The organism is Acidovorax sp. SUPP2825, assembly GCF_030158995.1.
Taxonomy (GTDB): domain Bacteria; phylum Pseudomonadota; class Gammaproteobacteria; order Burkholderiales; family Burkholderiaceae_C; genus Paracidovorax.
The window spans coordinates 227497-247592 of the sequence record NZ_BQXK01000002.1 but is presented as its reverse complement, the minus strand read 5'-3'; the positions used below and the strand labels follow the sequence as shown (position 1 = coordinate 247592).

Annotated in this window: 20 protein-coding genes; 12 read left to right on the top strand and 8 right to left on the bottom strand. The window is 64.6% G+C overall.

What is annotated here, in order from left to right:
• The first annotated feature begins 134 nt into the window (after positions 1 to 134).
• Positions 135 to 1286 carry a pectate lyase family protein gene (locus AVAK2825_RS03635; protein ID WP_284394486.1) on the top strand — a complete coding sequence of 384 codons (1152 nt, stop codon included), beginning with the start codon at positions 135 to 137 and terminating at the stop codon, positions 1284 to 1286.
• Positions 1287 to 1327: 41 nt separating this feature from the next.
• On the opposite strand, the gene AVAK2825_RS03630 is transcribed toward AVAK2825_RS03635, so the two are convergent.
• The 5 genes from AVAK2825_RS03630 to AVAK2825_RS03615 form a co-directional block, all read right to left on the bottom strand.
• Positions 1328 to 4501: a CusA/CzcA family heavy metal efflux RND transporter gene (locus AVAK2825_RS03630; protein WP_284394483.1), complete on the bottom strand. Its 3174-nt coding sequence runs from the start codon at positions 4499 to 4501 to the stop codon at positions 1328 to 1330.
• Between the two features lie 9 nt (positions 4502 to 4510).
• The gene (locus AVAK2825_RS03625) at positions 4511 to 6085 is read right to left on the bottom strand and encodes an efflux RND transporter periplasmic adaptor subunit (RefSeq protein ID WP_284394481.1); all 1575 of its coding nucleotides are present in this window, start codon (positions 6083 to 6085) and stop codon (positions 4511 to 4513) included.
• A gap of 9 nt (positions 6086 to 6094) precedes the next feature.
• Complete coding sequence (locus tag AVAK2825_RS03620; RefSeq protein ID WP_284394479.1) at positions 6095 to 7396, bottom strand: TolC family protein; 1302 nt, start codon at positions 7394 to 7396, stop codon at positions 6095 to 6097.
• A 105-nt stretch (positions 7397 to 7501) separates the two neighbouring features.
• The gene (czcI, locus tag AVAK2825_RS24775; RefSeq protein WP_349817156.1) at positions 7502 to 7867 is read right to left on the bottom strand and encodes a cation efflux protein, CzcI family; all 366 of its coding nucleotides are present in this window, start codon (positions 7865 to 7867) and stop codon (positions 7502 to 7504) included.
• Positions 7868 to 7981: 114 nt separating this feature from the next.
• Complete coding sequence (locus AVAK2825_RS03615) at positions 7982 to 8311, bottom strand: DUF4148 domain-containing protein (protein WP_272565794.1); 330 nt, start codon at positions 8309 to 8311, stop codon at positions 7982 to 7984.
• Between the two features lie 165 nt (positions 8312 to 8476).
• Between AVAK2825_RS03615 and AVAK2825_RS03610 the strand changes: the two genes are divergently transcribed.
• Entirely contained in the window at positions 8477 to 9154 is a 678-nt protein-coding gene (locus AVAK2825_RS03610) for a heavy metal response regulator transcription factor (protein ID WP_284394477.1), read from the top strand.
• Positions 9151 to 10488: a heavy metal sensor histidine kinase gene (locus AVAK2825_RS03605; RefSeq protein WP_284394475.1), complete on the top strand. Its 1338-nt coding sequence runs from the start codon at positions 9151 to 9153 to the stop codon at positions 10486 to 10488. Before AVAK2825_RS03610 ends, AVAK2825_RS03605 begins: the two co-directional genes overlap by 4 nt.
• A gap of 45 nt (positions 10489 to 10533) precedes the next feature.
• Here the strand turns inward: AVAK2825_RS03605 and lipA are convergent, their stop codons facing one another.
• From lipA to AVAK2825_RS03590, 3 genes are read right to left on the bottom strand one after another with little or no spacing between them, the layout of a single operon-like run.
• Positions 10534 to 11514, bottom strand: a complete 981-nt coding sequence (gene lipA / locus AVAK2825_RS03600) for a lipoyl synthase (protein WP_284394473.1) — start codon at positions 11512 to 11514, stop codon at positions 10534 to 10536.
• 13 nt (positions 11515 to 11527) lie between these two features.
• Positions 11528 to 12229 (bottom strand): lipoyl(octanoyl) transferase LipB, encoded by a 702-nt coding sequence (lipB, locus tag AVAK2825_RS03595; protein WP_284394471.1) that lies wholly within the window; start codon positions 12227 to 12229, stop codon positions 11528 to 11530.
• Between the two features lie 5 nt (positions 12230 to 12234).
• Complete coding sequence (locus AVAK2825_RS03590) at positions 12235 to 12549, bottom strand: YbeD family protein (RefSeq protein ID WP_272565783.1); 315 nt, start codon at positions 12547 to 12549, stop codon at positions 12235 to 12237.
• 236 nt (positions 12550 to 12785) lie between these two features.
• Between AVAK2825_RS03590 and AVAK2825_RS03585 the strand changes: the two genes are divergently transcribed.
• The 9 genes from AVAK2825_RS03585 to AVAK2825_RS03545 all read left to right on the top strand — a co-directional run bounded on the left by AVAK2825_RS03585 (position 12786) and on the right by AVAK2825_RS03545 (position 19975).
• Positions 12786 to 13253, top strand: a complete 468-nt coding sequence (locus AVAK2825_RS03585; protein ID WP_284394464.1) for an ATP synthase subunit I — start codon at positions 12786 to 12788, stop codon at positions 13251 to 13253.
• A gap of 21 nt (positions 13254 to 13274) precedes the next feature.
• Positions 13275 to 14153: a F0F1 ATP synthase subunit A gene (gene atpB, locus AVAK2825_RS03580; protein ID WP_092745138.1), complete on the top strand. Its 879-nt coding sequence runs from the start codon at positions 13275 to 13277 to the stop codon at positions 14151 to 14153.
• Positions 14154 to 14204: 51 nt separating this feature from the next.
• Positions 14205 to 14453: a F0F1 ATP synthase subunit C gene (atpE, locus tag AVAK2825_RS03575; protein WP_092745139.1), complete on the top strand. Its 249-nt coding sequence runs from the start codon at positions 14205 to 14207 to the stop codon at positions 14451 to 14453.
• Between the two features lie 34 nt (positions 14454 to 14487).
• Complete coding sequence (locus AVAK2825_RS03570; protein ID WP_272565779.1) at positions 14488 to 14958, top strand: F0F1 ATP synthase subunit B; 471 nt, start codon at positions 14488 to 14490, stop codon at positions 14956 to 14958.
• An 11-nt stretch (positions 14959 to 14969) separates the two neighbouring features.
• A complete protein-coding gene (locus AVAK2825_RS03565; protein ID WP_272565778.1) occupies positions 14970 to 15512 on the top strand; it encodes a F0F1 ATP synthase subunit delta in 543 nt (180 codons plus the stop codon).
• A 43-nt stretch (positions 15513 to 15555) separates the two neighbouring features.
• Positions 15556 to 17109, top strand: coding sequence for a F0F1 ATP synthase subunit alpha (gene atpA / locus AVAK2825_RS03560; protein ID WP_272565775.1), 1554 nt, complete (start codon positions 15556 to 15558; stop codon positions 17107 to 17109).
• 18 nt (positions 17110 to 17127) lie between these two features.
• Complete coding sequence (atpG, locus tag AVAK2825_RS03555) at positions 17128 to 17994, top strand: F0F1 ATP synthase subunit gamma (protein WP_284394457.1); 867 nt, start codon at positions 17128 to 17130, stop codon at positions 17992 to 17994.
• Positions 17995 to 18030: 36 nt separating this feature from the next.
• The gene (gene atpD / locus AVAK2825_RS03550; protein ID WP_272565773.1) at positions 18031 to 19437 is read left to right on the top strand and encodes a F0F1 ATP synthase subunit beta; all 1407 of its coding nucleotides are present in this window, start codon (positions 18031 to 18033) and stop codon (positions 19435 to 19437) included.
• A gap of 121 nt (positions 19438 to 19558) precedes the next feature.
• A complete protein-coding gene (locus AVAK2825_RS03545; RefSeq protein ID WP_092745245.1) occupies positions 19559 to 19975 on the top strand; it encodes a F0F1 ATP synthase subunit epsilon in 417 nt (138 codons plus the stop codon).
• Positions 19976 to 20096: the final 121 nt, after the last annotated feature.

The following is a 20096-nucleotide window of genomic DNA, read 5'->3' as shown; positions in this document are numbered from 1 at the left end:
GTCGGGCAGGTGCTTCGGGTCGGTGCGACGAAGACAGGGCTGCGCGTTGCTACAGTCACGGGTGAATGGCCGTCCCCGCGCCAGAGGGGCCGGGGTTCGTGGCGCTCTGTTCTTCCAATCCAAAGGACTCCATCGTGATTCAACGCTCTCTCGCTGCGCTCTTGATCGCCGCGCTGTCCGGCGCGTCGCATGCCGACAACACCACCGACACGGCACCGCCCGACGGCTGGGCCAGCCAGGGCGGCGGCACCACGGGCGGCGCGGGCGCCACGGCGAAGTACCTGAGCAAGGTCAGTTCGCCATCCCAGTTGAGTGCCGCGCTCAGCGCGGGCGGTGTCCAACCGAAAATCATCGTGGTGTACGGCACCATCGACATGGCCGCCACGGACAACGGAGGGCCTTTCACCAGCCGGGCCGATCAGGCTGCGCGCAATCTCATCACGATTCCGAGCAACACCACGTTGATCGGGGCGGGAAGCGATGCCCGGATCGTCAACGCCGCAATCTTGATGAAGCGGGTTTCCAACGTCATCCTGCGCAATCTGACCATCGTCGCTCCCTGCGATCTGTCGCCGGTCTGGAGCAGCAGCGAGGGGCGTTGGAACTCCGACTTCGATGCGGTCACGATCTACAGTTCGCAACGCATCTGGGTGGACCACAACCGGTTCACCGACGCGCCCGTCACCGACGATCAGGCTCCCATCGAAAAGGGCCAGCCCCAGCAATGCCACGACGGTGCGCTGGACGTGATCCACGCGAGCGACTACGTGACGGTGTCCAACAACGTGTTCGACCGGCACGACAAAACCCACCTGGTGGGCGCCTCGGACAGCAGCACCGATGAGGAGGGCCATCTCACGGTGACCTTCCACCACAACCTCTACAGCCAGGTCGTGGAGCGCGCGCCTCGCGTGCGCTACGGCAGGGTTCACGTGTACAACAACTACTACACCGGCAGCAAATCGGACGCGCCCTACAAGCACAACTACAGCCTGGGCGTGGGCTACAAGGCGCAGATCCTCTCGGAAAACAACGTGTTCGAAGTGCCCGGTGCGGCCACCTGCGCCGATGTGGTGAAGAACCCTGGTGCGGCTTCCAGGACGGGCGCCATCCGCGATACCGGGTCGCTGCTCAACGGCGTTGCGCTCGGTCTCGCAGCCCAATGCGGCTTTCCTGCGGCGGGCTGGACGATTCCTTATGCGGGCGGATACACCCTGGACGCCGCCTCGAGCGTCAAGGCGAAAGTGCTGTCCAACGCAGGCCCCGGCAAGCTGACGGTGAACTGAGCGAAGCCCGCCGGCCTGCAGAGGCAGGCAGGCGGGCGTGCTCAGGCCGTAGACGGCAAGTGGGCGGCGGCTTGGGCATCCTCTTCTTCGCTGCGCCGGTGCACGATCCGGTACAGCAGCGGCAGCACCAGCAGCGTGAGCGCGGTCGAGGACAGAATGCCGCCGATGACCACTGTGGCCAGCGGCCGCTGCACCTCCGCTCCGGTGCCGGTGGCAATGGCCATGGGAACGAAGCCCAGCGAGGCCACCAGCGCCGTCATGAGCACGGGCCGCAATCGGGTGAGCGCCCCCTCACGGATGGCAGTGTCCAGCGGCGTGCCGCCCTCGCGCAGGCCGCGGATGAAGGAGATCATCACCAGCCCGTTCAGCACGGCGACGCCCGACAGCGCGATGAATCCGACCGCGGCCGAGATCGAGATCGGGATGTCGCGCAGCCACAGCGCCACGATGCCGCCGGTGAGGGCGAACGGGATGCCGGTGAACACGACCAGCCCGTCCTTCACATTGCCGAACATGGCGAACAGCAGGGTGAAGACCAGCAGCAGCGCGACCGGCACGACCACCTGAAGGCGCTGGGTGGCCGACTGCAGGTTTTCATACTGGCCGCCCCAGGCGGTCCAGTAGCCCGCCGGGATCTGGACGGCTTGCATGGCCTGCTCCGCCTCGGCCACGAAGGAGCCCAGGTCCCGGCCCCGCACGTTGGCACTCACGACGATGCGGCGTTTTCCGTCCTCCCGGCTGACCTGGTTGGGGCCCGGTGCCAACTGCAGCGTGGCCACTTCGCTCAGCGGGATGAAGCGGGCGCGGGCGTCCGCGGCGTCGCCGCCGCGAGGCAGTGCGACCGGCAGCCGCTGGATGGCCGCCAGGTCGGTCCGGATGTGCTCCGGCAGCCGCACGAGGATGCCGAAGCGCCGATCGCCTTCGAAAAGGGTGCCGGCCTCGCGCCCGCCCACGGCAATCGACACGGCCTCCTGGACATCGCCCACATTCAGTCCGTAGCGGGCGGTCTTGGCGCGGTCGATGTTCACCGTCAGCACCGGCAGGCCGCTCGTCTGCTCCACCTTGACCTCAGTGGCGCCATCGATGCGGTTGAGCACTTCTGCGACCTTCTGGGCGGTCTGATCGAGCACGGCCATGTCGTCGCCGAAGATCTTGACCGCCACATCGCTGCGCACGCCGGAGATGAGTTCATTGAACCGCAACTGGATGGGCTGTGAGAACTCGTAGTTGTTGCCCGGCAGTTGCTCCACCTCGGCCTGGATGGCCGCAAGGAGCTGCTCTCGCGATTTGGCCGGCGCAGGCCAGGTGTCCTGAGGCTTGAGCATGATGTAGGCATCCGAGATGTTGGGCGGCATCGGGTCCGACGCGATCTCGGCCGTTCCGGTGCGGGCAAAAACCCGCTCGATCTCGGGAAACTTCGCCTTCAGCGTACTCTCCAGCTGCTGCTGCATCGCCACCGACTGCGACAGGCTGGTGCCGGGAATGCGCAACGCCTGCATGGCGAAATCGCCCTCGCCCAGGCTGGGTGCGAACTCGGTGCCCAGGCGCGTCGCCAGCAGGCCGGACAGCAGCACGGCCGCGAGTGCCAGTGCGATGACCACAGGCTTGGCGCCCATGGCGCGGTCCAGCAGCGGCGCGTAGGCGCGGCGGGCCCAGCCCATGAGCCGGTTTTCCTTCTCGCCCACCGTCTTGCCGATGAACAGCGCGACGGCGGCAGGAATGAAGGTGACCGACAGCACCATCGCACCGACCAGCGCGATGACTACTGTGAACGCCATCGGATGGAACAGCTTGCCCTCCACCCCGGTGAGCGCGAAGATCGGCAGGTACACGATCATGATGATGAGTTGGCCGAACAGCAGCGGCCGCCGCGCTTCCTGCGACGCCGCGAATACTTCGTGAAAACGCTCCGCCCGCGTCAGCGGCCAGCCCTTGTGCTGCTGTGCGTGGGCGAGGCGCCGCACGCAGTTCTCCACGATCACCACCGCGCCGTCGATGATGATGCCGAAGTCCAGCGCACCCAGGCTCATCAGGTTGGCACTGACCTTCTGGTTCACCATGCCGGTGAAGGTGAACAGCATCGACAGCGGTATGACCATGGCCGTGATCAACGCCGCGCGGATGTTCCCCAGGAAGAGGAACAGGATCACGATCACCAGCACCGCGCCCTCGAAGAGGTTCTTCTTCACGGTGGCGATGGCCTTGTCCACGAGCACCGTGCGGTCGTACACCGTCACCGCATGCACGCCGGCGGGCAGGGTCCGGTTGATCTCCTTCATCTTGCGGTCCACGGCCTGGGAGACCGTGCGGCTGTTCTCGCCGATGAGCATGAACACCGTGCCCAGAACGACCTCTCGGCCGTTGCCGGTGGCGGCGCCGGTACGCAGTTCTTTGCCCAGCCCGACCTCGGCCACATCCCTGACGCGCAGCGGCACGCCGCCCGCGTTGCCGAGGATGACGTTGCGCAGGTCGTCCATCGACTGCACCTGCCCGGGAGCGCGGATCAGGTATTGCTCTCCGCGGCGCTCGATGTACCCGGCTCCCACGTTCGCGTTGTTGCGTTCGAGCGCCGTGACCAGGTCCCCCATCGTGAGGCCATGCGCCAGCAGCTTGTCGGGGCTGGGGGCGATCTGGTACTCCTTGGCATACCCGCCAATCGAGTTGATCTCGGTCACGCCGGGCACGTTGCGCAGCTGCGGCTTGATGATCCAGTCCTGGATCTCGCGCAGGTCCGTGGAGGTGTAGGGTTGCCCATCCGGCTTGCGGGCTCCGTCCTGGGCCTCCACCGTCCAAAGGTAGATTTCCCCCAGGCCTGTCGATATGGGTCCGATGACCGGGTGAACGCCCTCCGGCATCTGGCCGCGGGCCGACTGGATGCGCTCGTTCACGAGTTGCCGCGCGAAGTAGATGTCGGTGCCGTCCTGGAAGATCACGGTCACCTGCGACAGCCCGTAGCGTGACAGCGAGCGGGTCTGCTGCAGCCCGGGCAGCCCCGCCATGACGGTCTCCACGGGAAAACTCACGCGCTGCTCCACTTCCAGGGGAGAGTAGCCGGGCGCCGCGGTGTTGATCTGCACCTGGACGTTGGTGATGTCCGGCACGGCATCGATGGGCAGCTTCTGGTAACTGTAGAGGCCCAGGGCCGCCATGCCGAGCACGGCCAGCATCACGAGCCAGCGCTGCGCGATGGAAAACTGAATGACACGTTCAAACATGGGCCACCTTCAGTGCGAGTGCGACGCCGAGCTCTTGCCCTGCTGGGATTTCACGACGAAGCTGCCGGCCGCGGCATAGGCCGTGCCGGCTGCCAACCCTTTGACGACCTCGACCCGCTGGCCATCCGTGCGACCCAGTTGAACCGCCTGGGCAATGAAGCCGCCCTCGGCCCGGACGAAGACCACGGTTTTGTCATCGACGGTCTGCACCGCATCGGTCCGCACGGTGACCGGCGGTGTCGCTTCGGACGACACCAGTTCGACCTCCACGAACAGTCCGGGCCGCCAGACCTTCTGCGGATTCGCCACCGCCACGCGGGCCGTGGCCATGCGCGTCTGCGCGCCGATCAGGGCGCCGACATAGGAGACCTCGCCCTCCGCCTTCGCATCGAACGCGGTGGAGCGCACGGTCACCCGTTCGCCCACGCGCACCAACGGCAAGTGTTGCGCGGCCACGCTGATTTCGGCCCACACGGTGGACAGGTCGGAGAGGGTGAAGACATTCGCGTCCTCCTTCACGGACTCGCCCAGCGACAGGTGCTTTTCGACCACCATGCCGTCGAAAGGTGCGCGCAGTTCATAGCGGCCCAGGGCCGATGCGGCAGGCGTGGCACCGATGGCAGAGAGCTTCTGCTGTGCATTGGCGACCGCGATCTGCGCTTCGCGCAGGGACTGCTGCGCCTGCAGGTAGTCCTGCTCCGGCGCGATTTTTTCCTCCCACAGCTTCTTCTCGCGCTCGTACGTGGTCCGGGCCAGTTCGGCCCGGCGCTGTGCGGTCTGCAGCTCGCTGCGCTGCTCTGACAGCGCCGGGCTCGACAGCACGGCCAGTACCTGCCCCTTGCGGACCTGTTGGCCGAGCTGGGCCGAGACGCTTTCCACCACGCCCGCCAGCCGCGGCACCACGTGGGCGGTGCGATCCTCGTTGAATTTGATTTCGCCCGGCAACTGCAGCGTGGCACGGATGCGCGCGGGGCCCGCGGTGTCGATCGCAATGCCGGCGGCCTTGGCCTGCGCTTCTGTCAGGGGAATTTTTCCTTCTTCCTGGTGCAGCGTGGAGGCGTATGCACGGCCGTCTTTCTGGACGGAGAGGGTGATCTCGAATACATGCGGCTCCTCGATGGCCTGCACGCTCTTCAATCCTTCGCCATCGGCGGTGAACGACAGCGTTTCCCGTTCCCCTCCCGGTCGCGTCAGCGTGGCGGACAACTGGGCGGCATCCGCTTTCACCGGTTTGCCTTGCTCGGAAATCCAGACCGCGAGATGCGGGGTGCCGCCGTCTTCCGACACTTTTGCCTCGAGGCTGAAGCCGTCTTCCGTGAAGCGCTGGCCCCCGTGCGGGCCTTTGGCCGCTTCCTCCTCTGCATGGGTATCCTGGCTGGCGCTTTTCTCACTGGAGGAGCCATGGGACGCTTCCTCCGCGTGGGACGCATGGCCATCTGCCTCGGCGTGGCCACCCTGGGAGGAGGCGGGGCTGCCCCGCAGGATCAGGGCGCCGGCGATCAGCGTGACCACCAGAATGGCGGCCACCACCCACCATTGGCGCTTGCCGGCTTTGCCGGTCGATGGGTTCAGTCGTTTGTTCATGGCGGACTTTCAGCGGGCAAATGAAATGGGGGAGGGCAGGTCGTCGCCGGCATACCCCAGCAAGCGGTCCAGGTCGCTGGCGGCGCGGTGCGCGGCGGCCAGGGCGCGCAGCGTTTGCGTGCGCACCTGCAGCAGCGTGCGCTGTGCATCGAGGGCTTCCAGAAAACTGAACTTGCCCAGTTCGAACCCTTTGGTCGCGGCCTGATAGGCGCTCTCTGCGCCGGGAAGGGCGTCGCGCTGCAGTGTTTCGGCCTCGAGACGCGACGCGTGGAGGGTCTCCAATGCCGCTGCCGCTTCGGCGGCCGTGCGCAGTTCGGTGGACAGCAGTTCGTCGCGCGCCTGCTCCTCGCGGCTCAACGCTTCGGCCAGGTTGCCCTGGTTGGTGTCGAAAATAGGCAGGGGAATGGACACGCCCACCACCCACTGGTTTCCGCCCACGTCCGGGCTTCGCTTGCTGCCCAGCGTCACCGCGATGTCAGGCACCCGCTTGGCCTGCTCCAGGGCCGTGAGCGCACTGCGCCGATCGACTTCCAGCCGTGCCTGAACCAAAGAGGGTGCGCCATGCATCCGCTGCTCGATCTCCAGGCTGGACGGTGGGGTGGGCAAGGCATCGAGCTGTCCCACGGCATGGGCGAAGGCGGGCTTCGGATTGCCCCACAGCGTGGCCAATTGCTGCCTTGCCGTCCGCAGTGCACCCTCGGCCTGCAGGCGCTCCACCTGCACGCCGGACTCGGCCACCTTGGCCTTCGTTTCTTCCAGGGGCGAGACCTTGCCGGCCGCCACCCGGCTGGCCGCGGCATGCACCGCCCGCTGTGCCAGCGTGACCGAGTCCTGGGCCATGCGGACGCGCTCCTGCGCGGCCAGGACTTCGAAGAAGGCGGTGATCACGCCCGCGCGAAGCTCCGATCTGCGCGCCATGGCCGAGGCGGCGGCCTGGTCCCGCGCCCGCTCGGCGGCTGTGATGCGGGCGGCTCGCTTGCCGCCCAACTCGATCGGCTGGCTGATCTGCACGGTCGTCGTGCGGCGCTCCTGCCGCAGGTCCTCCACCGTGGTCTCCAGCACGGGATTGGGCCGTGCGCCCGCCTGACGGATGGAAGCATCCGCCGCGTCGCGCGCACGCGCCACGGCGGACAGGTCGGGGTTGTTCTGCCATGCCAGTGTCACCGCGGTGGCAAGGCTCAAGGGCTCGGACGATTCCACGGTGCGTGGCTGCACCGTGGACGGGGGGGGAAGCGGGGTGGTCTGGCTGTGCGAAAAGACCGGAAATGCCGCGAAAGCCATGGCGGCCAGCAACACGAAATGCCTGTGCATCGAATTCTCCTGGGTTGCAACAACAACGGGCGAACGAATTCGGCGAGAGTTCTCAGCGAAGGGCTGTGATCAAAGAGGGAAGGCCGTGCCGTGTCTCTCGCCGAATCAGGCGAGCACGGGCCAGGCAGGGCGCGTGGGGATGCCTCCCACGTGGGAGCGATAAGACTCGGTGAAGGACGGGGGGCGGGCTGCGGGCCCGGCCGTGGCCGCTACGTTGGCGGTATGGGCCAGGGGCTGCACCGTGCAGGTGTGGCAGGTCAGGCAATCATTGTCCGGACCTCCTGGCAAGGGGTCCGAGGGCATATCGGCGTCTTGTGCCGACGCACCGTTGGAAGCGGCGTGGTGGTGTTCGTGGTGTCCGAAATGCGAGGCGCTGGCATTGCTTTCGTGCTGGCAATAGCCTGCGGCAGCCGCCCAGCTCAGCTGGAACGGCATCGCGAAAAGCAAAAGAATCATCAGCCAGCGGCGCATCGGGCGGCAGTATATCGGTGGGCCGCAAGGGCCTGGCACGGGGCTGGGCATTGCCCGAAGCCTCCGGGTGGACAGGCGCCCTGCATTGGCATTGGCATGGGTGCGGTGGCGGGCTCAATGGTCGCCATAGCGCAGCAGGTTGCCCTTGGCGGCGCGCTCGGCCTCCAGGCGCACTTGCTCGCGTGTCAGCGCGCTCGGGGCATTGGCCTCTTTGCTGGGCACCTCCAGGCCCCACTGCATGGCCACCAGGGTGCCGTCGGTGCGGGCAGTGGCCAGCTCCGACAGAACCTGCGCCCGCGACTTTGCCTGGGCGGCATGCTGCGGATGCACGGTGTAGCCGGCTTCGGTGGGTGCGCTGTGCAAGGTGCTGGCCGCCGAAGCGCTCAAGGGCACCCATGCAGCCGACATGGCGGCGAACAGAAAAACGGCGGGGGAACGGGTCATGGTCAATCTCCTGGGTTGGGCATCCGGCCCGAACCGCCGGACCGGGATGCAGCCGAACGTTGTGCCGGCGTGAAGTCACTGTAAAAACCCAGTCGGCCGATTCACCGACGGCAAGATGACGAATTCGTCATCTTCCAAACGGTCCCCGGGCGATACGATGGCCCGATGCGCATACTGGTCATCGAAGACGAGCCCAAGCTGGGCGATTACGTCAAAAAAGGCTTGGAAGAAAACGGCTACATAGTCGACATTGCCAGGGACGGCATCCAGGGCCGGTACCTCGCCACGCAAGGCGATTACTCGGTCATCCTGCTCGACGTGATGCTGCCCGGGGTGGATGGTTTCGGCGTGCTGGCCGCCATTCGGCAGGGCAAGGACGTGCCCGTATTGATGGTCACGGCCCGCGATCAGGTCGAGGATCGCGTCAGAGGTTTGCAGCAGGGCGCTGACGACTATCTGGTCAAGCCCTTCGCGTTCTCCGAACTGCTGGCGCGGGTGCAGGCCTTGCAGCGCAGGGGGCCGCTGCAGGAGCACACCGTGTTGAAACTGGCCGACCTGGAACTCGATCTGGTTGCACGCAAATGCCACCGTGAAGGCGTGCGGATCGACCTGACCGCCAAGGAGTTCGCCTTGCTCGCCTTGCTGATGCGCCGCCAGGGGCGCGTGCTCTCTCGAACAACGCTCGCCGAGCAAGTGTGGGACATGCACTTCGACAGCGAAACCAATGTGGTGGAGGTGGCCGTGCGACGCCTGCGCAGCAAGCTGGACGATCCGTTTGCGCGGCGGCTCTTGCACACGGTGCGCGGAATGGGTTACGTCCTGGAGGACCGGGGAACGCCATGAGTCCTTTCCCGTCATCGATACAGCGCCGGCTGTCCCTCTGGCTGGCCCTGCAGACGCTGATCGGCCTCAGCGTGCTCTGCGTCTCCGTCTATGTCGTCACGGCGTGGAATTTTCGACAGAAGGCGCAGGAGGAGCTGGATCAGCAGGCACGACTGGCATCCCATCTGCTGAACGAGCGCAGCCAAGGGGGCGGGGCGCTGTTCTTGCAGCACAAGCTGGAAGATTACTTTTCCTCCCATGGCAACGTGAGCGTGTCCATCGGCCGCGATGGCGCGCAGGTGTTCCGCTCCACCCCGGCCACTTCGGGCGAATGGGTCTGGGCCGATCACCGGGTGGCGCCGCAGGACAGCGGCCCCCCCTTCAACGTGCGCATCGGCATCGATACGACGCAGGACGCGCGCCTTCTGCGCCGGCTGGGCGGGACGTTGGCCTTGGCCGTGGTGCTGGGCACGCTGCTGGTCTCGCTGACGGGGGCGCTGCTCGTGCGCCATGGCCTTCGGCCGCTGCGCAAGTTGGCGGAGCGAACCGCCCGCATCACGCCGGACGCTGCCAGTGCACCCATCGATCCTCTTGAATTCGCCCAGGAGCTTCGTCCCTGGATCGTGCAATTCAATGCGCTCATGGCCCGGGTCGAACAGGCTTATTCGCAGTCCAAGGCCTTCAATGCCGATGTGGCCCACGAGTTGCGCACGCCCCTGGCGAACCTCATTGCCTCGGCGGAGGTCGAGCTGGCCCGCCCTCGCTCCGCCCAGGACATGCAGTTGCTGCTGGTGTCGAACCTGGAAGAGATCCGGCGGCTCTCAGGCATCGTGGCCGACATGTTATTTCTGTCGCGGGCCGATCGCGGAGAGTTCTTGCGCTCACGGCAGCCGGCCCGCCTTGCAGAGCAGGCCTGCGCCGTGCTGGAGTTCCATGAAGCCTTGATGGAGGAGGCTGGATTACGGGGCACGGTCGTGGGGGATGCCACCGCAGCGGTGGACGTGCCGCTGGTGCGCCGGGCCTTGTCCAACCTGTTGGGCAATGCCATCCGCTATGCAGCGAAGGACTCCACCATCGTCGTGGCCATCCGCCCGTGGGGCGACGGCGCGGAGATCACCGTTGAAAATGAGGGCCCCCGCATCGCACCGGAGGCGCTCGACAGGCTGTTCGAGCGCTTTTACCGGGCGACATCGGCCCGCGATGGTTCGGACCAGCACCACGGCCTCGGCTTGGCCATCGTGGACGCCATCGCGCGAATGCATGGCGGAAAAACCTTTGCCAGCAGCACGGCGCAGGTCACGCGCATCGGCTTCACCGTCAGTGCATCGCCCGCAGAACCGCCCGCGACGTCCTGAGTTGCGGGCTTCAACCGGAGGCCTTCCGTTGCTCCGATCCGGGTGTTACACGCCGGCCGCGTGCGCCTGCTGGTCTGCATGGTAGCTGGAGCGAACCATCGCACCCACCGCCGCGTGGCTGAAGCCCATTTCGTAGGCTTTTTCCTCGAACATCTTGAAGGTGTCCGGGTGCACGTATCGGCGCACCGGCAAATGGCTGTTGGAGGGCGAGAGGTACTGGCCGATGGTCAGCATGTCGATGTCATGCGCGCGCATGTCGGACATGACCTGGAGGATCTCCTCGTCCGTCTCGCCCAGGCCCACCATGATGCCGCTCTTGGTCGGCACGCCAGGATGCAATGCCTTGAATTTCTTGAGCAGGTTCAGGCTGAACTGGTAGTCGCTGCCGGGCCGGGCTTCCTTGTACAGGCGTGGTGCCGTCTCCAGATTGTGGTTCGTCACGTCGGGCGGCGCGGCCTTGAGGATCTCCAGCGCGCGGTCATCCCGTCCGCGGAAGTCCGGCACGAGGATCTCGATCTGGGTGGAGGGGGAGAGAGTGCGGATGTGCTGGATGCACTCCACGAAGTGCCCGCTGCCGCCATCGCGCAGATCATCGCGGTCCACGCTGGTGATCACCACGTACTTCAGCCGCAACTGAGCGATGGTCTTGGCCAGATTCAGTGGCTCGTCCTTGTCCAGTGGGTCGGGCCGGCCATGCCCCACGTCGCAGAACGGGCAGCGGCGCGTGCACTTGTCGCCCATGATCATGAACGTGGCCGTTCCCTTGCCGAAGCATTCGCCGATGTTGGGGCAACTGGCTTCCTCGCACACCGTGTGCAGCTTGTTCTCGCGCAGGATGTCCTTGATCTCGTAGAAGCGCGTGGTGGGACTGCCCGCCTTCACCCGGATCCACTCGGGCTTCTTGAGCACTTCGCCTTGCTCGACCTTGATCGGAATGCGCGACAGCTTGGCGGCTGCCTTCTGCTTGGCCAGCGGGTTGTAGGCAGCGGTGGTTTGCGCTTCGCGCACGACTTCAGGAGTGCTCATGGCAGGGTAGTGGTCAGGGGGCCAGGCGAATGGCGAGCTGCTGGCTCAGCACTTCGGCGGCTTCTTCCCAGGTGGTGTGGACCCCGATTGTAGAAAGGTCCACCGTTTGCAACCCTGCGTAGCCACAAGGGTTGATGCGCGAGAAGGGTTCCAGGTCCATGTCCACGTTGAGTGCCACGCCGTGGTAGGTGCAGTGGCGCGACACCTTGATGCCCAGTGCGGCGATCTTGCCCAGCCCGGTGAAGTCAGGGGCGTCATGGGCTTGCGTGGCTGGCAGACCCTCGGCCTTGCGTGGCCGCTGCGGCAGCTGGGCATGGCCTGCCGGGTTGTCCAGGCGCACGTAGATGCCCGGGGCCCCGCCCACGCGGTGCCCGGTGACGCCGAAATGGGCCAGCGTCCGGATCACCGATTCTTCGATGCGGTAGACGTATTCCTTGACGAAATAACCTGCGCGCTGCAAATCCAGCAACGGATAGGCCACGACCTGCCCCGGGCCATGGAAAGTCACCTGCCCGCCCCGGTTGGTGGCGACGATGGGAATGTCGCCAGGGACCAGCACATGGTCGGCCTTGCCGGCCAGCCCCTGCGTGTAGAGCGGCGGGTGCTGGCAGATCCACAGCGCATCGGGAGTCTGGGTCGTGCGCTCCTGCGTGAACGCCTGCATGCCCTGCAGCGTCTCCCGATAGTCCACGAGGCCCAGGTGGCGAATCTCCATGGGACTTAGAGCACCACCTTGACCATCGGGTGCGAGGACAGAGCCCGGTACAGGTCGTCAAGTTGTTCGCGGCTGGTGGCTGTGATCGTGATGGTGACGCCCAGGTAGTTGCCGGCGCGGCTGTCGCGCAGTTCGATGGTCGACGCGTCGAAGGTCGGGTCGAAGCGGTGCGCCAGCTCCGTCACCGCGTGGACGAATCCATCCACTTTCTGCCCCATGACCTTGATGGGGAACGACGAGGGGTACTCGATGAGCGAATCCTTGCGGGGATCGGTCGCGGACGGGGCGTCTGATGGGAGCGTGGAAGGGGGCTGTGTCATGGCGATGGTCTATAAACGGCGGGCTTTGTGCCATTTTGAACGGGTTCGGGGCGGCAATCTTTCGGTCGAAGTCTGCACCGCGATAGGGCGGTTCACGTTGGCCGGTCACCACAACGGAGCGCGCGTGCGCACACTTTCATACCGGCCTGAGAGGTCATTGCCGGATGAAAGTGGTTTTTACTTATAATCAGGGGCTTTGTGAAAGTTTCGGTCTGTAAAGTGGGCGTCATTCCTCAATGAAAACAAACGCTCCCGACCACGAAACTGAGGCTGAAGATTCCGACTTCAAGCCCCTGTCAGCCGAAGAGGCTGCGCAGTGGCGCCTCCGGCATCCGCGGATCTCCGTGTGGCGAATCGTCTGGGGGCAGGCATTCGTCGGAGCACTGGCTGCCCTGGTGGCATGGCTGGTTTCCGGCAGGCCCTCTGTGGCTTGGTCCGCGGGATATGGCGCACTGGCGGTGGTGATTCCTGCGGCCTTGTTCGCGCGGGGCATGGCCCGGCATCAAACTTCCGCGGGAGGTGCGATGGCTGGCCTGTTCGGTTGGGAGTTGGTCAAGATTGCAATGACCGTTGCCATGCTGGCGGCGGCGCCCCGGCTGGTTCCGGGGCTGAGTTGGCTGGCATTGCTGGCCGGCATGGTAGTGACGATGAAAACGTACTGGATCGCCCTCATGGTGCGGCCCGGTGTCCGAAAAACCGATTGATATTGATAGAAGAGTTGTCCGATGGCCGCAGAAGCGCATGCACCGACTGCCAGTGAATACATCGTTCACCACTTGCAGCATCTCCAGAACATCAAGCAGAAGTCCATTGTCGATTTCTCCGTGGTGAACTTCGATTCCGTGATCGTGGGTTTGGTTCTCGGTTTCATCGCACTTTTTGTCTTCTGGCGTGCCGCACGCACAGCCACCTCCGGCGTGCCGGGCCGTTTCCAGGCTGCGGTGGAGATCCTGGTCGAGATGGTGGACAACCAGGCCAAGGCCAACATCCACAACGCCGAAAGCCGCAAGTTCATCGCTCCCCTGGCGCTGACCGTGTTCGTCTGGATCTTCCTGATGAATGCCATGGACATGCTGCCGGTCGATCTGCTGCCCGCCATCTGGGCCCAGATCTACGGTGCCGCCGGCCATGATCCGCACCATGCCTACCTGCGCGTGGTGCCCACTGCCGATCTGTCCACCACCCTCGGTCTGTCGTTCGCCGTGCTGGTGCTTTGCCTGTACTACAGCGTGAAGATCAAGGGCCTCGGCGGCTGGGCGCATGAACTGGTCACCGCACCGTTCGGCACCAGCAAGAATCCCGTCTTCGCCCTGATCCTGGGCGTGGTCAATCTGCTCATGCAGATCATTGAATACATTGCCAAGACCGTGTCGCATGGCATGCGGCTGTTCGGCAACATGTACGCTGGTGAGTTGGTGTTCATGCTGATTGCCCTGATGGGCGGTGCTGCTGCCATGTCGCTTTCCGGTGTGTTGCTCCCTCTGGGGCACATCATTGCAGGCTCGATCTGGGCGATCTTCCACATCCTGGTGATCACCCTGCAGGCCTTCATTTTCATGATGCTTGCGCTGATCTATCTCGGCCAGGCACATGAAGCTCACTGATCCTTTCCCTTTCTTTTTCAACCTTCCTTTCTTTTCATCCTAGGAGTCATCATGGAAAACGTTCTCGGTCTCGTCGCTCTGGCTTGTGGTCTGATCGTGGGTCTCGGCGCTATCGGCGCTTCGATCGGCATCGCACTGATGGGTGGCAAGTACCTCGAAGCGTCCGCTCGCCAGCCTGAGCTGATCAACGAACTGCAAACCAAGATGTTCATCTTGGCCGGTCTGATCGACGCCGCCTTCCTGATCGGCGTGGCCATCGCTCTGCTGTTCGCTTTCGCCAACCCCTTCGTCCTGGCCTAAGCTCCGTTCAACGCCCAACTAGAAAGGTGTTGCCGTGAGTATCAACGCGACCCTGTTCGTTCAGGCCATCGTCTTTCTGATCCTGGTGCTGTTCACGATGAAGTTCGTGTGGCCCCCGATCGCGAAGGCACTGGACGAGCGAGCCCAGAAAATCGCCGATGGCCTCGCTGCCGCCGACCGTGCCAAATCCGAATTGACCGCTGTGAACCAGCGCGTCGAGAAGGAACTGGCCCAGACGCGCAACGAAACGGCATCGCGTATTGCGGACGCCGAGCGCCGCGCTCAGGCCATCATCGACGAGGCCAAGGCCCGTGCGACCGAGGAAGGCAACAAGATCGTCGCTGCTGCCCGTGCCGATGCCGAGCAGCAGTCGATCCAGGCCCGTGAAGCCCTGCGCGAGCAGGTCGCTGCGCTGGCCGTCAAGGGCGCCGAGCAGATTCTCCGCAAGGAAGTCAATGCTGGCGTCCACGCCGACCTGCTGAACCGCCTGAAGACCGAGCTGTAAGGAGCGCGCACATGGCAGAACTCGCCACCATTGCCCGCCCTTACGCGGAAGCCCTGTTCAAGGCCAGCACGTCCCAGCCGGGTGCCGACCTGAACGGCACCGTGGCCTGGGTGGAAGAAGTGGCGGCGATTGCCGCCAATCCCCAACTGCGCCAGCTGGCGGACAACCCCAAGGTGACCTCCGAACAGGTGTTCGACGTCATCACGGGCGTGGTTCGTGGCGCGCTGCCCGAGGCAGCCCGCAACTTCCTGCGCGTCATCATCGAGAACGGCCGTGTGGATGCGCTTCCCGAGGTGGCGGCCCAGTTCCGCGCGCTGGTGAATCGGCGCAACGGCTCTTCCGATGCCGTGGTGTTCAGCGCTTTTGCGCTGGATGCCGCCGCGTTGGCCGGCCTGGACGCGGTGCTCGAAAAGCGCTTCGGCCGCAAGCTGAATGTCTCGGTACAGGTGGACGAATCCCTGATCGGCGGCGTTCGCGTAGTCGTGGGAGACGAGGTGCTCGACACCTCCGTCAAAGCCCGTCTGGAACAAATGAAAGCGGCCCTCACTGCGTAAGCGGCTTGAGGTCTCGGCTAACCAAAGAAAGAAGGAAAGAGTCATGCAACTCAATCCCGCAGAAATTTCTGAACTGATCAAGAGCCGCATCGAAGGTCTGGCAGCCAGCAGCGATATCCGCAATCAGGGCACCGTGGTATCCGTGTCCGACGGTATCGTGCGCGTGCACGGCCTGTCCGACGTGATGCAGGGCGAAATGCTGGAGTTCCCGGCCAACAAGGACGGTGCGCCTTCCTACGGCCTGGCACTGAACCTCGAGCGCGACTCCGTCGGCGCCGTGATTCTGGGCGAGTACGAGCACATCTCCGAAGGCGACACCGTCAAGTGCACGGGCCGCATTCTGGAAGTGCCCGTGGGCCCCGAACTCGTTGGCCGCGTGGTGAACGCGCTGGGCCAGCCGATCGACGGCAAGGGTCCCATCAACGCCAAGCTCACCGACGTGATCGAAAAGGTCGCTCCGGGCGTGATCGCCCGTAAATCGGTGGACCAGCCCCTGCAGACCGGCCTGAAGTCCATCGACTCCATGGTGCCCGTGGGCCGTGGCCAGCGCGAGCTGATCATCGGTGACCGCCAGACCGGCAAGACGGCCGTCGCCATCGACGCCATCATTGCCCAGAAGGGCCAGGGCGTGACGTGTATCTACGTCGCCATCGGCCAGAAGGCATCGTCGATCAAGAACGTCGTGCGCTCGCTGGAGCAAGCCGGCGCGATGGAATACACGATCGTGGTGGCCGCTTCGGCTTCCGAGTCCGCCGCCATGCAATACGTGTCGGCCTACTCCGGCTGCACGATGGGCGAGTACTTCCGCGACCGCGGCGAAGACGCGCTGATCGTCTATGACGACCTGTCCAAGCAAGCCGTGGCCTACCGCCAGGTTTCGCTGCTGCTGCGCCGCCCGCCAGGCCGCGAAGCCTACCCAGGCGACGTGTTCTATCTCCACAGCCGCCTGCTGGAGCGTGCCGCCCGCGTGAACGCCGACTACGTCGAAGCCTTCACCAAGGGTGAAGTCAAGGGCAAGACCGGTTCGCTGACCGCGCTGCCGATCATCGAAACGCAAGCCGGCGACGTGTCCGCCTTCGTTCCGACCAACGTGATCTCGATCACGGACGGCCAGATCTTCCTGGAAACCAGCCTGTTCAACGCCGGTATCCGCCCCGCCATCAATGCCGGTATCTCGGTGTCGCGCGTCGGTGGTGCGGCCCAGACCAAGATCATCAAGAGCCTGTCCGGCGGTATCCGTACCGACCTGGCCCAGTACCGGGAACTGGCTGCGTTCGCGCAGTTCGCTTCCGACCTGGACGAAGCCACCCGCAAGCAGCTGGATCGCGGTGCCCGCGTGACCGAACTGCTCAAGCAAGCCCAGTACAGCCCGCTGCCCATCTCGTTGATGGGTGCGACGCTGTTCGCAGTGAACAAGGGCTTCATGGACGACATCGAAGTCAAGAAGGTGCTCGAGTTCGAACACGGCCTGCACCAGTTCCTGAAGTCCAGCCACGGCCCTCTGCTGGCCAAGCTGGAACAGGCGAAGGCCATGGACAAGGACGCTGAAGCCGAATTGACCGCCGCCATCGGCGCGTTCAAGAAGTCGTTCGCCTAAACCGAACGAGGAATCATCATGGCAGCAGGCAAGGAAATACGCGGCAAGATCAAATCGGTGGAAAACACCAAGAAGATCACCAAGGCCATGGAAATGGTGGCCGCGTCCAAGATGCGCAAGGCGCAAGAGCGGATGCGCTCGGCCCGTCCTTACAGCGAGAAGATCCGCAACATCGCCGCCAACCTCGGCAAGGCCAATCCGGAGTACGTTCATCCTTTCATGAAGGAAAACGATGCCAAGGTGGCCGGTGTCATCGTGGTGACGACCGACAAGGGCCTGTGTGGCGGCATGAACACCAACATGTTGCGTGCCGTGACCACCAAGCTGCGCGAGTTGCAGTCTGCTGGCGTGTCCACCGAGGCCGTGGCCATTGGCAACAAGGGCCTGGGTTTCCTGAACCGCGTCGGTGCCAAGGTGGTTTCGCATGTCACCGGTCTGGGCGACACCCCGCATCTGGACAAGCTGATCGGCCCCGTGAAGGTGCTGCTCGACGCTTATGCCGAAGGCAAGATCAACGCGGTGTACCTGGGGTACACCAAGTTCATCAACACCATGCGGCAGGAGTCTGTGGTGGAGCGTCTGCTCCCCCTGTCTTCCTCGCAGATGGAAGCGGAGAAGACGGAGCACGGCTGGGACTACATCTATGAGCCCGATGCGCAGAGCGTCATCGACGAGCTGCTGCTGCGCTATGTCGAATCCCTGATCTACCAGGCCGTGGCAGAAAACATGGCCTCCGAGCAGTCCGCGCGCATGGTGGCCATGAAGGCTGCCACCGACAACGCAGGCAGCGTCATCGGCGAGTTGAAGCTGGTCTACAACAAAACGCGCCAGGCAGCGATCACGAAAGAGCTTTCGGAAATCGTGTCCGGTGCTGCTGCTGTGTAAACAGACAGCTCAACCCACATTTATTTGGAGCAAAAAATGGCTCAAGTGCAAGGCAAGATTGTTCAATGTATCGGCGCCGTGGTGGACGTGGAGTTCCCGCGCGACCAGATGCCCAAGATTTACGACGCCCTGAAGCTCGACGGTTCCACCCTGACGCTGGAAGTGCAGCAGCAGCTGGGCGACGGCATTGTGCGCACCATCGCCCTGGGCTCGTCCGACGGCCTGCGCCGCGGCATCGTGGTGACCAACACCGGTAACCCCATCACCGTGCCCGTGGGCAAGGCGACCCTGGGCCGCATCATGGACGTGCTGGGCGCGCCCATCGACGAGCGCGGTCCGGTCAGCCAGGACCTCACGGCGTCCATCCACCGCAAGGCCCCTGCGTACGACGAACTGTCGCCTTCGCAGGAACTGCTGGAAACCGGCATCAAGGTGATCGACCTGGTGTGCCCGTTCGCCAAGGGCGGCAAGGTGGGTCTGTTCGGCGGCGCCGGCGTGGGCAAGACCGTGAACATGATGGAACTCATCAACAACATCGCCAAGGCCCACAGCGGTCTGTCGGTGTTCGCAGGGGTGGGCGAGCGGACCCGTGAAGGGAACGACTTCTATCACGAGATGGCCGATTCCGGCGTGGTGAATCTCGAGAAGCTCGAAGAGTCCAAGGTGGCCATGGTCTACGGCCAGATGAACGAGCCCCCAGGCAACCGCCTGCGCGTTGCGCTGACCGGTCTGACGATCGCCGAGTCGTTCCGCGACGAAGGCCGCGACGTGCTGTTCTTCGTGGACAACATCTACCGCTACACGCTGGCCGGTACCGAAGTGTCCGCACTGCTGGGCCGCATGCCTTCCGCCGTGGGCTACCAGCCCACGCTGGCAGAAGAAATGGGCCGCCTGCAAGAGCGCATCACGTCCACCAAGGTGGGCTCGATCACCTCCATCCAGGCCGTGTACGTGCCAGCGGATGACTTGACCGACCCATCGCCCGCCACGACGTTCGCCCACTTGGACTCCACCGTGGTGCTGTCGCGTGACATCGCTTCCCTGGGGATCTACCCTGCCGTGGACCCGCTGGACTCCACCAGCCGCCAGCTCGACCCGCAAGTCGTGGGCGAAGAGCACTATGCGGTGGCCCGCGGTGTGCAAGGCACGCTGCAGCGCTACAAGGAACTGCGCGACATCATCGCCATTCTGGGCATGGACGAACTGGCTCCCGAGGACAAGCTGGCCGTGGCCCGCGCCCGGAAGATTCAGCGTTTCCTGTCGCAGCCGTTCCACGTGGCCGAAGTGTTCACGGGCTCGCCAGGCAAGTACGTACCGCTGTCCGAAACCATCCGTGGTTTCAAGATGATCGTGGCCGGCGAGTGCGATCACCTGCCCGAGCAGGCGTTCTACATGGTCGGCACGATCGACGAAGCCTTCGAAAAGGCCAAGAAGGTCGCGTAAGGCGGCGCGGTCGGCGGCCTGCCACGGGTGAGCGTGCCATGCGGGTGCTTCCAGGCACCTGCGGAGCGCCGACCGAGCAGACTGCCGATTTCCAGCTTTCCCGACTTTTGGAAGGAACCCCATGAACACCATTCACGTCGATGTCGTCAGCGCCGAAGAGTCCATCTTCTCCGGCGAAGCGCGGTTCGTCGCTCTGCCCGGCGAAGCCGGTGAACTGGGCATCTACCCCCGCCACACCCCGCTGATCACGCGCATCAAGCCCGGCTCGGTGCGCATCGAGATGGCCGATGGCGGCGAAGAGTTCGTCTTCGTGGCCGGTGGCATTCTGGAAGTGCAGCCCCACCGCGTGACGGTGCTGTCCGATACCGCGGTGCGCGGCAAGGACCTGGATGACGAGAAGGCCAACCAGGCCAAGGCCGCGGCCGAAGAAGCCGTCAAGAACGCCAAGAGCGAACTCGACCTGGCCAAGGCGCAATCGGAACTGGCCGTGATGGCCGCGCAGATCGCTGCGCTGCGCAAGTTCCGCCAAAAGCGCTGACCGAACGAACGGCCTGCCTGCCGTCCGCGACAGAGCCGCCCGTGGGCGGCTTTTTTCATGGCCGTGATGAATGAGCCAAAAGGGCGGTGCAGGCGGGCTCGGGCCGGGCGGCCGGGGCACC